General features: G+C 64.4%; 12 protein-coding genes. 7 read left to right on the top strand and 5 right to left on the bottom strand.

Features of this window, described 5'->3' with window-relative positions:
* Positions 1-196: 196 nt before the first annotated feature.
* Positions 197-2437 (top strand): OmpA family protein, encoded by a 2241-nt coding sequence (locus DBIPINDM_RS27425; protein ID WP_258582122.1) that lies wholly within the window; start codon positions 197-199, stop codon positions 2435-2437.
* Between the two features lie 254 nt (positions 2438-2691).
* Positions 2692-3153: a class I SAM-dependent methyltransferase gene (locus DBIPINDM_RS27420; RefSeq protein WP_258582121.1), complete on the top strand. Its 462-nt coding sequence runs from the start codon at positions 2692-2694 to the stop codon at positions 3151-3153.
* 42 nt (positions 3154-3195) lie between these two features.
* Here the strand turns inward: DBIPINDM_RS27420 and DBIPINDM_RS27415 are convergent, their stop codons facing one another.
* Positions 3196-4062 carry an SDR family oxidoreductase gene (locus DBIPINDM_RS27415; protein ID WP_258582120.1) on the bottom strand — a complete coding sequence of 289 codons (867 nt, stop codon included), beginning with the start codon at positions 4060-4062 and terminating at the stop codon, positions 3196-3198.
* 471 nt (positions 4063-4533) lie between these two features.
* Here DBIPINDM_RS27415 and DBIPINDM_RS27410 point away from each other — a divergent pair, with 471 nt between their 5' ends.
* Positions 4534-5841: an IS4 family transposase gene (locus DBIPINDM_RS27410; protein WP_258582047.1), complete on the top strand. Its 1308-nt coding sequence runs from the start codon at positions 4534-4536 to the stop codon at positions 5839-5841.
* Between the two features lie 31 nt (positions 5842-5872).
* Here DBIPINDM_RS27410 and DBIPINDM_RS27405 read toward each other — a convergent pair whose 3' ends face one another.
* Both DBIPINDM_RS27405 and DBIPINDM_RS27400 read right to left on the bottom strand, forming a co-directional pair.
* Entirely contained in the window at positions 5873-6508 is a 636-nt protein-coding gene (locus tag DBIPINDM_RS27405; protein ID WP_258582119.1) for a helix-turn-helix transcriptional regulator, read from the bottom strand.
* Between the two features lie 6 nt (positions 6509-6514).
* Positions 6515-7387 carry a S1C family serine protease gene (locus tag DBIPINDM_RS27400; protein ID WP_258582118.1) on the bottom strand — a complete coding sequence of 291 codons (873 nt, stop codon included), beginning with the start codon at positions 7385-7387 and terminating at the stop codon, positions 6515-6517.
* Positions 7388-7613: 226 nt separating this feature from the next.
* On the opposite strand from DBIPINDM_RS27400, the gene DBIPINDM_RS27395 reads away from it, so the two are divergent.
* Entirely contained in the window at positions 7614-8561 is a 948-nt protein-coding gene (locus tag DBIPINDM_RS27395; protein WP_258582117.1) for a S1C family serine protease, read from the top strand.
* A 389-nt stretch (positions 8562-8950) separates the two neighbouring features.
* Here the strand turns inward: DBIPINDM_RS27395 and DBIPINDM_RS27390 are convergent, their stop codons facing one another.
* Positions 8951-9376, bottom strand: a complete 426-nt coding sequence (locus DBIPINDM_RS27390) for a VOC family protein (protein WP_258582116.1) — start codon at positions 9374-9376, stop codon at positions 8951-8953.
* A gap of 66 nt (positions 9377-9442) precedes the next feature.
* Between DBIPINDM_RS27390 and DBIPINDM_RS27385 the strand changes: the two genes are divergently transcribed.
* Positions 9443-10069 (top strand): TetR/AcrR family transcriptional regulator, encoded by a 627-nt coding sequence (locus DBIPINDM_RS27385; RefSeq protein WP_258582115.1) that lies wholly within the window; start codon positions 9443-9445, stop codon positions 10067-10069.
* Here the strand turns inward: DBIPINDM_RS27385 and DBIPINDM_RS27380 are convergent.
* Positions 10002-10961 (bottom strand): LysR family transcriptional regulator, encoded by a 960-nt coding sequence (locus tag DBIPINDM_RS27380; protein WP_258582114.1) that lies wholly within the window; start codon positions 10959-10961, stop codon positions 10002-10004. The two genes, DBIPINDM_RS27385 and DBIPINDM_RS27380, sit on opposite strands and share 68 nt — an antisense overlap.
* 110 nt (positions 10962-11071) lie before the next feature.
* Between DBIPINDM_RS27380 and DBIPINDM_RS27375 the strand changes: the two genes are divergently transcribed.
* Both DBIPINDM_RS27375 and DBIPINDM_RS27370 read left to right on the top strand, forming a co-directional pair.
* Positions 11072-11704 (top strand): FMN-dependent NADH-azoreductase, encoded by a 633-nt coding sequence (locus DBIPINDM_RS27375; RefSeq protein WP_258582113.1) that lies wholly within the window; start codon positions 11072-11074, stop codon positions 11702-11704.
* A 109-nt stretch (positions 11705-11813) separates the two neighbouring features.
* On the top strand, positions 11814-13181 hold the full coding sequence (locus tag DBIPINDM_RS27370) for an IS1182 family transposase (RefSeq protein ID WP_258581702.1): 1368 nt from the start codon (positions 11814-11816) through the stop codon (positions 13179-13181).
* Positions 13182-13341 lie beyond the last annotated feature (160 nt).

The following is a 13341-nucleotide window of genomic DNA, read 5'->3' as shown; positions in this document are numbered from 1 at the left end:
CTGGGGATGTGGCCCTGGCTGCCGCCGAGGTCAAGCGCGGCAGTGACTGAATGGGACCTTAGGCCGGCCGAATGACACGAAGTTGCCTTCAAAAGGCCGACCAATCGCCCCGTACGGCATCTATCCCAACCAAACTGGAACCAATCGGGCTAAGAACGGTTTCGGCAAGGATGGGACCCCACAAGGAGAGTTTTCGATGAAACGCCAACCACGGATTCTGGCAGGCACCGCACTTGGCCTGTTGATGGCATCCGCGCCGTTGGGCGCGTACCCGCTGCAAGGCAATGCCGCATTCGGCCCGGCCCAGCGCACGTCAGCCCCGTTCACTTTGGCGCAAGCCGCTTGCGCCGAGGGCGAATCGGCCGAAGCCTGCGCGCAGAAGCAAGGGAAGAAAAAGCAGGAGCAGCCCGCCCAGGCGGAGCAGCCGGCGCAAGGTGAGCAGCAGCCGCGCAAGAAGCGTGACCAGCAGCAGCAGACCGAACAGGCGCCAGCCGAGCAACCTGCGCAGGGCGAGCAGAAGCCACGCAAGAAGCGTGATCAGCAACAGCAGACCGAACAAGCCCCCGCCGACCAGCAGGCGCAGCCGGAACAGCAACCGCGCAAGAAGAAGCGCGATCAGCAGCAGCAGATCGAGCAGGCACCCGCCGGCGAGGCCGCCCCCGCAACCGACCAGCAGCAGCCGCGCAAGAAGAAGCGCGACCAGCAGCTGCAGACCGAGCAGGCACCGGCCGGCGAGGCCGCTCCCGCGGCCGACCAGCAGCAGCCGCGCAAGAAGAAGCGCGACCAGCAGCAGCAGACCGAAACCCCCACCGAGCAGGCTCCCGCTGGTGAGACACAGCCCGCCAACGACAACCAACCAGTCAAGCCGGGCAAGAAACACAAGCAGGACCAGCAGAAGGAGGCGCCTGCTGCCCCGGCGGTGACGCCGGAAGCCGCCCCCACGCCGAAGGAAGCTCCGGCCGGCGAAGCAACGACGCCGAAGGTTGAACCGGCACCTGCCGGCGAACAGCCGGCGATCCAGGGCGAGCAGCCCCAGGACAAGACAAAGAAGCATGGCAAGAAACCGGTGGCCGAACAGCCCGCGAACGGCGAGCAACCTGCCACCGGCAAGCAACCGGTCAATGGTGAGCAGCCGCAGACCGGCAAGCAACCCGTGACGGGCGAGCAACCGGCCAATGGCGAGAAACCTGCAACCGGCGAACAGCCGGCCAATGGCGGCAAGGCCGCGCCTGTCCAAGGCGAAAATCCCGTACAGGGCGAAGCACCCGCCGATAAGAACGCTGCCCCTCTCCTTGACAGCCAGAAGGACGCCGAGCGCAAGGCTGGCGGCCGCAAGCATGGCGACAAGGCCGGCCAGAACGGCGAGCAGCAGAATGGTGGCCAGAACGCCCAGCAAGGCGGCGACCAGGGCCAGAAGCCGGTGGTCGCTCCGGTCGACCAGGGTCCGCCGCCCACCGACGACAAGGCCGCGCAGCAGCAAATCAAGCCCGAAAAGATCGTCCCGGTGACAGAGGAAAAGGGCAAGCGCCTCGACCGTGCGCCCGACGAGAACATCCGTGACCGCCGTCGCCCCAAGGGTGTCGACGTCCTCAAGGAGATCGGCGACCGCGTCATCATTCAGCTCGGCGGCCAGACGATCGTCCAGAGCAATGAGGGCTCGCGCATGAATCGCGGTGCCAAGGACGTCTACTACGAGGACCTCCCACAAGGCCGTACACGCGAGACGGTCGAGCGCGACAATGGCGTGCAGATCGTCACCATCCGCAACCGCTACGGCGATGTCATCCAGCGTTCGCGCATCACGCCGGACGGGCGCGAATATGTGCTGAGCTATGTCGACGAGCGGAACTATCAGGATGAGGGCGACTGGCGCGATCCCGGCGACGACCTGCCGCCGATGCGGCTGACCATCCCACGCCGCGACTACATCCTGAATTCGGAGGATGTGCAGAGTCCCGACGACTACTACACCTTCCTCGACCAGCCGCCGGTGGAGAGGGTCCAGCGCCTCTATTCGATCGACGAGGTCAAGCGTTCGGCCCGCGTACGCGACATCGCACGCCGCGTCGACCTCGACACGCTGAACTTCGAATTCGGCTCATCATCGATCTCCGACACCGAGGTGCAGAAGCTCGAGGGCGTCGCCAATGCCATGGAGAAACTGCTGAAGAAGAACCCGGCCGAGACCTTCCTGATCGAAGGCCATACCGATGCCGTCGGCAAGCCGGAGGCCAATCTGGCTTTGTCGGACCGTCGCGCCGAAGCGGTTGCCGAAGCGCTGACCAATGCCTTCGGCATCCCGCCGGAAAACCTGACGACGCAGGGCTATGGCGAAGAGTATCTGAAGATCAACACGCAGGCACCCAACCGCGAGAACCGGCGTGTCGCCATCCGCCGCATCACGTCGCTGGTGGCGCCCGTCGCCAGCAACAATTGACTTGGCTTTCCAGAGGCTTGAAGTGGCTTCTGGAATCAAGTCGGCAAGCAAAGCCCATCCCGGTCAACCGGGATGGGACGGAGTGCGGACCACATGCCCCGGGTCAACAAGATTTGTACCGGCATTAGAGCCGGCTCATTGAATCGCGGGCGCACACACCCCAGATTCTGGTCTGGGCGTTCCCTGCCCCATCCCGACTCCAGCGGGATGCATTGAGCCCCGCCGGCCCTCTCCGGCGGGGCTTTTTTGCTATCTTGCCAAAAGCGTCGGCGTGGCTGAAATACGGCCTGATCACCGACCAGAGAAATTCCAGGAAAAGTGTGTGCGGTTTTCCCACAGGAATTGCGTCAGACCAGCCATTCGATGCCGCAACACTGATCGGTGTGCTGCACCATTTGCCTGGTCATGAAGCCAAGCAGGCCATCCTTGGCGACATTGCCGCGCGTTTGAAGAAGAATGCGCCGCTGATCCTTGCCGGCAATCACTATGCCTATGCGTCGCAACCGCTGATGATGGCGGCCTGGGCTCAGCGCTGGCGCATGAATGGGGCAACCCCAGCCGACATCGAGGCAAAACTCGGCAAGATCCTGCAAGGCGCCGATCCGCCGCAATCGGAAGACGCCGTGTTCGACTTGCTTTCGGCGGCAGGCTCCACTAGGCCGCAGCGCTTTTTCTCAAGCCTGTTCTGGGGCGCCTGGATTGCATTTCGCAAATGATGCAGTCGACAACGCGGCCAATATGCGGGCCTTCCCGAAACGCTAGAACGTTTGCCTGATCTTCGTATCGGAATTGGCAAACACCTCGTCCGGCACAAAGAAGTCGCCGGCTAGAGGCCCTGTCGCACCTGGCGAGTAGACCGAAAAGTCTCTGACGCCCTCGGCACGCAGCACCTCCTCGTCGATGTAGAAATTGCCTGATGTCTCGCGCGAGGGCCGCATGAAGATGGCATGCGCGGCATCGGCCATGATGTCGGGCGACCGGCTCATCGCCGCCACCGTCGCACCGCCCAGAAGGTTGCGCACCGCCGCCGTGTCGATGGTCGAGATCGGCCACAGCGAATTGACCGCGATACCATCCTTGGCGAACTCGGCGCTCATCCCCAGCGTGCACATCGACATGCCGAACTTGGCCATGGTGTAGGCGACATGGTTCTTGAACCATTTGGCCTTCATGTCGAGCGGCGGCGCCAGATTCAGGATGTGAGGATTGTCGGCTAACTTCAGGTGCGGAATGCACATTTTGGACACCAGGAAGGTGCCGCGCGTGTTGATCTGGTGCATCAGGTCATAGCGCTTCATGTCGGTCTCCAGCGTGCCCGTGAGCTGGATGGCGCTGGCATTGTTGACGCAGATATCGATGCCGCCGAATTTCTCGACGGTTCTAGCGACCGCCTCGGCGACCTGCGCCTCCTCACGGATGTCGCACAGCACAGGCAAGGCCTTGCCGCCCGCCTGCTCGATCTCTTCAGCGGCGGTGTAGATCGTGCCCGGCAGCTTCGGATGCGGCTCGGCGGTCTTGGCGGCGATCGTCACATTGGCGCCGTCACGCGCAGCGCGCAGCGCGATCGCCAGCCCAATGCCGCGCGACCCGCCGGAGATGAACAGCGTCTTTCCCTTGAGCGACATTTTTCCTCCGCGTAAATTGTCTCTTTAACGCAATCCTTGCCCGCGCCGCTGCCGGATACAAGAGCTTGCGCCAGGAAACCATAGTGACGTTGGGGAGGGTCTGGCAGAACTTGGGTTCCTCGCCCCCACGGATGTGGGGGAGAGGTGGCTCGGCGAAGCCGAGACGGAGAGGGGGATTACACGCGACCCTGCGCTACTTTTTCAATGTACTCTGAAGGCAGCCAATTTCGCTCGCTGGCGCTGCCCCCTCTCCGTCCGCTGCGCGGCCACCTCTCCCCCGCTTTGCGCTACGGAATGCACACATCTAGGAGTGGGGTGCGGCGGATTGACTCTCGGCTTGAGGAGGGCTGGCGGTCTCGGCTTTCGGCGTGATTCTGTATCAGGCACTTTGCTTGATTCGAGGTGTCGCATGCTTGTTGAGCAACCGTCGCTGGGCCGTTTCGGGGATTTGCGCCTCGACAAAAGGGGGCGATGCTGCTCGACCGCATGGTTGCGCGCCAAGATATCTGCCTGCGCCGGCTTGGCGAGGGCCGGCGGGCGCAGGAGGTCGGGTTCCATCGCCTGCTGGCCAATGACAAGGTGACGATCGAGCGGTTGATCCAAGGCTGGAGCGAACAGACGGTGTCTGCGGCCGCCGAGCGGCATGTGTTGGCGATCCAGGACACCAGCGAGATCACCTTTGCCACCACGCCCGAGCGGCGACGCGGCCTGGGTGAGATCGGCAAAGGTGGTGGGCGCGGCGTGCTGGTGCATGCGATGGTGGCCATCGATGCGGTGAGCGGCGGTTGTCTGGGGCTGGTGGCCGGCAGCGTCTACACGCGCAAGGGCCGGGTCGAGACACCGCACGCCAAGCGCTCGCTCAAGGACAAGGAATCGCGCCGCTGGATCGACACGGCCCTTCAGGCCAGAAGCGTGCTGGCCAAAGCCGCCACTGTTACGATCGTGGCCGACCGCGAGAGCGACATCTATGCCGAATGGGCGACACTGCCCGGCGGCAATGTCCACCTTTTGACGCGTGTGATGCACGATCGTGCCGTAGCGGGCGGCGGTACTTTGTCGAGCGTGACGGCAGCGCTGCCGTTCGTGGCCGCGCGCAGGCTTGAGTTGTTGGCCACGCACAAGCGGGCGGCACGCAGCACCCAGGTGAGCCTGCGCTTCAGCAAGGTCGAGGTGTGCCGTCCCGACAATCCCGGCGCCAGGGATTTGCCGAAGACCGTGACGCTGAACCTTGTCGAAGTCGTCGAACTTGGTCCTCCAGCCGCGGCCGAGCCAGTGCACTGGCGTCTGCTCACCACCCATGAGATCAGCGACGTCGCCGCCGCCTGGCAGATCGTCGACTGGTACAGGCGGCGCTGGACCATCGAGCAGTTGTTCCGTCTGATGAAGACGCATGGCCTGCGCCTCGAGGACAGCCAACTCGCCAGCGCCGAGGTGTTGGTCAAGCTCGCCGCCATCGCCACCAAGGCTGCGGCGGTTATCCTGCAACTCGTCCAGGCCCGCGAAGGCATTGGTGGCGAACACGCCGCCAATGCCTTCAGCACTTCCGACATCGCCGTGCTCGACAGCCTCGATGCCAGCTATCAAGGTCGCACTGCCTTGCAAAACAACCCGCACCCAAGGCACAGTCTCGCATGGGCCGCCTGGATCATTGCCCGCCTTGGCGGCTGGAATGGCTATCCCTCCTCCAAACCACCTGGTCCCATCACCTTCCGACACGGCCTCGAATACTTCCGTGCCATCGCAAAAGGCTGGGAACTCAGAGATGTGTGCATTCCGTAGCCGCTTTGCGGGGGCGAGAACCCAAGCTTTCCTAAACCAGCACCAGCCCCTGCCGCATCGCGATCGCAATGGCGTCCGTGCGATTGGCGGCGCCCAGCTTGATCAGGATCGCGGCGACATGGAACTTCGCCGTATGGACGGAAATGTTCAGCCGCCGTGCGATCACCTTGTTGGGCGCGCCTTCGGCCAGCAGTGCCAGCACTTCCGCCTCGCGCGGCGACAGCATTGGGCGCACGGCATGCTCGTCCAAGACTTCGTCCTCGAACGGCTCGCTTTCGCCGGCATGGAAATCCTCGTGGCGCCCGCTTCTGCCCTCGCCCGTGACGCGATAGCCGGCCGCCGCCAGCCTCGCCGCCGCGGCGATCAGCAGATCGTCCGCGCTCGCGGGCATTATGGCAAACACCTCGCCGACCGGCCGCTCGCCGCCGGCGCGTCCCGACAGCAGCACCCGCGGCACGGAGGCCGGCACGGCATCGCCGCTCCTGTCGTCGATAATGGCGACGTCGGCCCTGCCGCCGCCGGCCACCACCGGCAACAGGTCATCACTGGCGGCAAGCGTGGCTGCCAGGCGCTCGGCGCGCGCGGCATCGCCAAGCGCAATCAGCACCACCAGCCGCCGCGAGGCGGCACTGTTGCTCATGATCCGATCGCCGGCGAGCGTTTCCATCAATCCTCAGCTCAGCGGCTTTTCGCCGATGGTCAATGTCACGTCGCGCTGTTCGCCGCCACGCACCACGCCAAGGGTTACAGAAACCCCGGCGCTGTCAGGCCCGAGCCGGCGGATCAGGTCGCGCGGGCCGTGCACGGCCTCGCCGTTCCACGCCACGATGATGTCGCCCAGCGACAGGCCGGCAGCCTTGGCCGGGCCATTGTCGTCGAGGCTCATCACCATCGCGCCACGTGCGTCGCGGTCACGCACCGGATGCAGGCCGGCGCCGAGATAGCCGCGCGCGACATGGCCCTTTTCGCGCAGTGTCGCCACCGCCCGCTCGATCGTCTCGTAAGGCATGACCAGCGCACGGCCACGCGGCCCGAACAACAGCATGCCGATCAGCGCGCCCTTGGCGTCCAGCACCGGGCCACCCTCGAAGCGGCCGCCCGCGCCGACGGCCAGATTGATTCGCCGGTCGATGGTGCCACCGCGCATCGAGCGCCAGGCCGGGCCGACTTCGCCGACCGAGCCCGACACCGCCAGCGCCGAGCCCTGGCTGTTGCCGATGGCAATGGCGATGTTGCCCGGCCGAACGGCATCGGCCTTGGCAAGGACAGGCACGGTAGCCGCATCCGCGGGCTTCAGCAGCGCAACACCCGTCGACGGATCGCGGCCGACCAGTTCGGCCTTTGCCGTCTCGCCCGAAGCCAGCGTCAGTTCGATCTCCTCGCCGGCCTCGACAGCCTCCTCGGCGGTGACGAAATAGCCGTCACCCCAATGGAAGGCGCTTGCCGTGCGATGGTGATGCGTGGCGAAGCTTGCCGTTGCCGGCGCCGCCTTGGCGGCGAGATCGGCGATCGCCTGCGAAAATGCATTCAGATTGAAGTCGCTCATGAATATCTCCTGGGTTTTCTCATGCCCCAGATATCGCTCGGCAGCGTGCCCGGAGGTACTCGCCTGACGGCTAGTTGCTGGTTTGACTGGCCATCTGGTCAGGTCGCGGCGGTTCCAGCCGCTCCGCACATATAGTGCGTGTTGCCCAAAAGTGCTCAGCGGTTTTGGGATAACGACACGCACAAGAGAAAAGTCATCGTTACGCCTGAAAACACGGAGCCCGACCATGGCCCTTGCCGCCCAAAAGTTCCAATCTGACGAGACGTTGCTCGATGCCTATTCGACGACGGTGGCGGACGCGGTCGACCGCATCGGCCCGGCCGTCTGCCGCATCGAGCGCATTGGCGGCCAGGGCGGCCATGGTTCCGGCTTCGTCATCGCCCCGGACGGGCTGGTCGTCACCAATTTCCATGTCGTCGGCGACGCCAGGACGGTGCGCGTCTCGATGCCGGACGGTGCTTCCAGCGAGGGCCGCGTGCTCGGCCGCGATCCCGACACCGACATCGCGCTGGTGCGCGCCGACGGCAGCTTTGCCGATGTCGCGCCGCTGGGCGATTCCAAGCGGCTGCGGCGTGGCCAGATCGCCATCGCCATCGGCAACCCGCTCGGCTTCGAATGGACGGTCACATCAGGTGTTGTCTCCGCGCTCGGCCGCTCCATGCGCGCCTCGACCGGCCGGCTGATCGACGACGTCATCCAGACCGATGCGGCACTCAACCCCGGCAATTCCGGCGGTCCGCTGGTGTCGTCGGCCGGCGAGGTCATCGGCGTCAACACCGCCATGATCCATGGCGCGCAAGGCATTGCCTTCGCGGTCGCCTCCAACACCGCCAATTTCGTCATTTCGGAAATCATCCGCTTCGGCCGCGTCCGCCGCGCCTTCATCGGTGTGTCGGCCGACACCACCAATCTGCCGCGCCGGGCCGCACTCCTGTCGCAAGTATCGACCAGCACGGCCGTGCGACTGCGCAGCGTCGAGAAGGATGGCCCGGCGGCCAAGGCCGGTCTCAGGGAAGGCGACATCATCGCGGCCATCGACGGCCGCCCAGTCACCGGCGTCGACGACCTCGTGCGCATGCTCGACGCCGAACGCATCGGCCGCGAGACGCTTTGCACGGTGGTGCGGCGCACCGGCGTCAGCCAGGTGACGGTGACGCCGGTGGCGCGAAGCTGAGGCTCGAAGCGGCGGAATACCCTGCTTCTGGTTGACGGGTTACTTCTTGTATTTTGCCTTGCAGGCAGGGCTCAACTCGCTGATGTGCTTCTTTAGGCACGATGCAGCCTTGCCTACAGGTGTCGTTGAGCACAGCCGTTTATAGTCGGATGCGCAAGGCGACGCGGTATGCATCGAGTGACCGCCTTTCGCATCCGCCGGTCCGATGGCGAAGAGACCGACGACGGCGGCAAGGCCTGCAACAGAAACTGTTCTAAACATGGCTTTCCCTCCCTTTAGACAAGGCAGACAATCACCTTATCCATGAGCAAGACATTGCTAATATACACGGTTTGGTGACATGACAGGTTTGGGAGGCGCGTCGGCCATCGCAGCTTCGAATATTGACCTCAAGCCACCGCACCCCCCTCGGCATACTGCGCCAGAAACGCCTCGCCGGGCGGGATCGGCTTGATGACATCGATCAGCACGCCATTCGGATCCCTGGTGATGAAATGGCGCTGGCCGAAGGGTTCGTCGCGCAGCGTGCGCAGCACCGGCAGGCCGTCGGCAAGTATCCGCTCATAGACCGCGTCGGGATCGCGGACCTCGAAATTGATCAGCAGGCCTGACGTGCGCCCCCGCCCCTCTTCCGGGATCGTCTCGTGGTCGCCCTGGACGATGCCGAGGTTGACGCGTTTGTTGTCCACCGATTGCAGATGCACGTACCAGTCGCTTTCAAACAGCGGCTGGAAGCCGAAATGCTTGACGTAGAAGGCCGCAGTGCCGGCGACGTCGCCGGTCATCAGCACCGGGTAATAGCTCGTGGTCTTCATCTTTCTTTCTCCCTGGACATAACATACAGTCTGTATGTAAATCGAATTAACATACAGGCTGCATGTATGCAACAGGAATCCGCGCGCCGCTCCAACCGCGACCGCACCGAGGCGACGCGCGCCGACCTGATCGCGGCGGCGCGAAAACTGTTCACCGAAAAATCCTATGCCGAGACCGGCACGCCGGAGATCGTCACTGCGGCCGGCGTCACGCGCGGCGCGCTCTATCACCATTTTGCCGACAAGCAGGCGCTGTTTGCCGCCGTGGTCGAGCAGGAGGCCCAGGCGGTGGCGCAAGAGATCGACCGCGCTTCGCCACCCTCGCTCGAAGCCCGCGATGCGCTCATCGCCGGCTCCGACGCCTATCTCGCCGCCATGCGCGTGCCCGGCCGCACCCGGCTGTTGCTGCTCGACGGGCCGGCCGTGCTTGGCCGCGCCGCCATGGATGCGATCGACAACCGCCACGGCAACCGGTCACTGCGCGAGGGCTTGGTCGCGGCGATGCGGGCCAATAGGATGACGAGATTGCCGGCGGAGGCACTGACCGCGCTGCTTGCCTCCGCCTTCGACCGCGCCGCACTCGCCATCGAGGCCGGCGCGCCGGCCGAGGATTACCGTGCCGTTCTCATGGCGCTGATTGACGGATTGTCTCCGGGTCGTCCTCAGGCACCTCGCCCGGCTCGAACTCGTTGAAGCAGCCGAGCCCGCGCTTGAACCGTTCGATCAGCCAGGCCGCCGCCGGCTTCGGGCTGCTGTCGTTGCGATACATGGCAAACATCGGCGACTTCACCTCGCGAAAAGGTTCGAGGTCGAGTTCCACCAGCCGGCCGCTGGCCAGGTCGTCGGCGATCAGCCAGCGCGGCAAGCCGCCCCAGCCCAGCCCCTCGCGCATCAAAATATGCTTGGTTCGCACATCCGTCAGCCGCCAGGTTCGGTAGGCGAAGACACCGAAGTCGCGTCCCTTGGTGCGTTCGGACTGGTCGGTGACGACAAGCTGGGTGTGCTCGCGCGCATCCTCGATCGCCACCGGCTTCGGCAGCAACGCCAGCGGGTGGGTGGGCGCGGCGGCCAGCACGATCGACATGAAGCCGATGCGCACAAGGTGAACGTCGTGGACCTCGCCCAGCAAGCCGCCAATGCCGAGATCGGCCTGCCCGCTGACGACATGATCGGGGATTAGCCCGAGCGTGCCGATATGCAGGCGCAGCATCACGGTGGGGAACTGCGCCTCGAACGCCTTCAGCACCCGCACCAGCACCGGCGAGGGCAACGCTGCGTCGACCGACAGCGCGACCTCGGCCTCCAGCCCCTGATGGTGGCCGTCGACGCGCGAGCGGATGCGCTGCAGCACGCCGATCATGCGCCGCGCGTCCTCCAGCATCGCCCGACCGATCTCGGTCAGCTGCGGCTCGCGCGTGCCTTCGCGTTCGAACAGTTTTAGGCCAAGCTGCGCCTCGAGATTGGCGATGCCATAGCTGATGACGGATTGCGCCCGGTTGAGCTTGCGGCCGGCGGCCGAGAAGCTGCCGGTTTCGGCAACCGTCACGAATATCTGAAGTTGGTCGAGTGTCGGATTGGGCTGCATAACCTTATCCAGATTATAGATGGATCGTATAGAAAATATGCCAGTTTTTCGAATGGGTCGATAGCCCCATATCTGGCGGGACAATTCAAATCCCACTGGAGAGACCCGCTATGTCCATTCTTCTTGTAACTTCGAGCCCGCGCGGCGCTGCCTCGCACTCGACCCGCATCGCCACCGAATTCGCCGAAAAGCTCGTCGCCGCCGATCCGTCGAACACGCTCGTCGTGCGTGACCTCGTCGCCAACCCGCTGCCGCATATCGATGCCGACTATTCGACCGGCATCTACACGCCGGCCGAAGCCCGCACCCCGCGCCAGGCTGAAGTCGTCGGCGTCTCCGACGTCGTGCTCGACGAGCTCTTCGCCGCCGACACGGTGATCCTCGCCACCGGCTTCATCAACTTCAACATCTCCTCGACGCTGAAGTCGTGGGTCGATCACGTCGCCCGCTCCGGCAAGAGCTTTGCCTATGGCGAAAGCGGCCCCAAGGGCCTCGTTACCGGCAAGAAGGTCTATATCGTGCTGGCTTCGGGCGGCATCTATTCCGAAGGTGCGGCCGTGCAGTTCGATCACGCCATTCCCTATCTGCGCGGCGTGCTCGGCTTCCTCGGCATGACCGATGTCGACGTCATCCGCATCGAAGGCGTGGGCATGGGCCCTGACGCGGTGACCGCCGCACTCGCCAAGGCGACCGCCAAGGTCGACGCCGTGGTGGCCAGCCAGCAGGTCGCTGCTGCCGCGTGAGGCTGCCGCGCTCACCCCACCTGAATTGAAAAAGGCAGGCGCGTCAGCGCCTGCCTCAGACTGCTGACAAACCCCTGGCATTTGCCGGGGGTTTTTGATTCACTGGGTCATGTTGAAGCGACCCGCCCCTGAACAGACCGCGCTTGAGATGGTAACGCTGGATCAGCTGGTTCCGGCTGATCACCTGTTGCGCAAGATCGACCGTGTGATCGATTTCTCCTTCATCCACGATCTGACGGCGCCACTCTATTGCCCGGACAATGGCCGGCCGCCGCTCGATCCGACCTTGATGTTCAAGGCGCTGTTCATCGGCTACCTGTTTGGAGTTCGCTCGGAACGGCAGTTGGTGCGCGAGATCGAGGTCAATGTCGCCTATCGTTGGTTTTTGCGGCTGAAACTGACGGACAAGGTGTTCGACGCCTCGACGCTGTCGCAGAACCGGCGTCGACGCTACGACGACACCAGCGTGTCGCAGGCGATCTTCGACCGTATCGTCGAGCAGGCGATCCGAGCGGGCCTTGTCGATGGCACGGTGCTTTACACCGACTCCACCCATCTGAAGGCCAACGCCAACAAGGGCAAATACGATCTTGCCATGATCGCCAAGTCGCGGGCCGACTATTGGGCCGACCTCGATCGTGCGATCGACGCCGAACGAGGGCTGCACGGCCAGAAGCCGCTGAAGGAGAAGCAACGCCAGCCCGCGGTGAAGGAGACGAAGGTATCGCGCACCGATCCCGACAGCGGCTACATGGTGCGCGAGGGCAAACCGAAGGGCTTCTTCTATCTCGACCACCGCACGGTGGATGCGGCCCACGCCATCATCACCGACACGCACACGACAGCGATCGTCCACGATTCTACGGTCTACCTGTCGCGGCTCGACCGCCAGGTGGAGCGCTTCGGCTTTGATGTCGGCGCTGTCGGGCTGGACGCCGGCTATGCCACGGCCGGCATCGCCAAAGGGCTGGAGGATCGCGCAATACGCGGCGTCACCGGCTATCGCCGCCCAACACCGCCCAAGCCTGGCATGATGGGACCGTCATCCTTCACCCATGAGCCCGAGACCGATGGCTATCGCTGCCCACAGGGCCAGTTGTTGGCCTACGCGACCACCGACCGCAATGGCTACCGCCATTACAAGAGCGCCCCCGCTATCTGCCGCGACTGTCCACTGCTCGCTTCCTGCACCACCAATGCCAAGGCCCAGCGCACCATCATCCGCCACGTCTGGGCCGATGCCAAGGAACGCACCGACGCCAACCGGCTGACGGCGTGGGGCAAGGCCGTCTACCGCCGCCGCAAGGAAACTGTCGAGCGCTCCTTCGCCGACGCCAAGCAACTGCACGGCCACCGCTATGCCCGGTTCCGAAGTCTCACCAGGGTAGCCTGCCAGTGTCTGATCGCCGCCGCAGCCCAGAACATGAAGAAGATCGCCCTGGCCCTCAGCCCAAGGCCAAAACCCCGCCTCGCATGAGGCAGGCAACCCTGACAAACGCTGCTGACGGCCGAAAATCCTGACCCACCAACCCCATAAGAAAAACCCCGCCGAAAATCGACGGGGTTTGTCAGCGGTCTGAGGCAGGCGCGTCAGCGCCTGCCTTTTGCTCGGCAAGCGGCGCGACAGGTTGCGTATG

It is taken from the genome of Mesorhizobium sp. AR02 (assembly GCF_024746835.1).
Classification (GTDB): domain Bacteria; phylum Pseudomonadota; class Alphaproteobacteria; order Rhizobiales; family Rhizobiaceae; genus Mesorhizobium.
The sequence above is the reverse complement of the archived record's forward strand: the minus strand, read 5'-3'. Positions and strand labels throughout refer to the sequence as shown.

Bases quoted from the DNA above. Each gene is read 5' to 3' on its own strand.
- DBIPINDM_RS27425 (WP_258582122.1), top strand. From the start codon at position 197: ATGAAACGCCAACCACGGATTCTGGCAGGCACCGCACTTGGCCTGTTG.
- DBIPINDM_RS27415 (WP_258582120.1), bottom strand. From the start codon at position 4,062: ATGTCGCTCAAGGGAAAGACGCTGTTCATCTCCGGCGGGTCGCGCGGC.
- DBIPINDM_RS27410 (WP_258582047.1), top strand. From the start codon at position 4,534: ATGCTGCTCGACCGCATGGTTGCGCGCCAAGATATCTGCCTGCGCCGG.
- DBIPINDM_RS27405 (WP_258582119.1), bottom strand. From the start codon at position 6,508: ATGGAAACGCTCGCCGGCGATCGGATCATGAGCAACAGTGCCGCCTCG.
- DBIPINDM_RS27400 (WP_258582118.1), bottom strand. From the start codon at position 7,387: ATGAGCGACTTCAATCTGAATGCATTTTCGCAGGCGATCGCCGATCTC.
- DBIPINDM_RS27395 (WP_258582117.1), top strand. From the start codon at position 7,614: ATGGCCCTTGCCGCCCAAAAGTTCCAATCTGACGAGACGTTGCTCGAT.
- DBIPINDM_RS27390 (WP_258582116.1), bottom strand. From the start codon at position 9,376: ATGAAGACCACGAGCTATTACCCGGTGCTGATGACCGGCGACGTCGCC.
- DBIPINDM_RS27385 (WP_258582115.1), top strand. From the start codon at position 9,443: ATGCAACAGGAATCCGCGCGCCGCTCCAACCGCGACCGCACCGAGGCG.
- DBIPINDM_RS27380 (WP_258582114.1), bottom strand. From the start codon at position 10,961: ATGCAGCCCAATCCGACACTCGACCAACTTCAGATATTCGTGACGGTT.
- DBIPINDM_RS27375 (WP_258582113.1), top strand. From the start codon at position 11,072: ATGTCCATTCTTCTTGTAACTTCGAGCCCGCGCGGCGCTGCCTCGCAC.
- DBIPINDM_RS27370 (WP_258581702.1), top strand. From the start codon at position 11,814: ATGTTGAAGCGACCCGCCCCTGAACAGACCGCGCTTGAGATGGTAACG.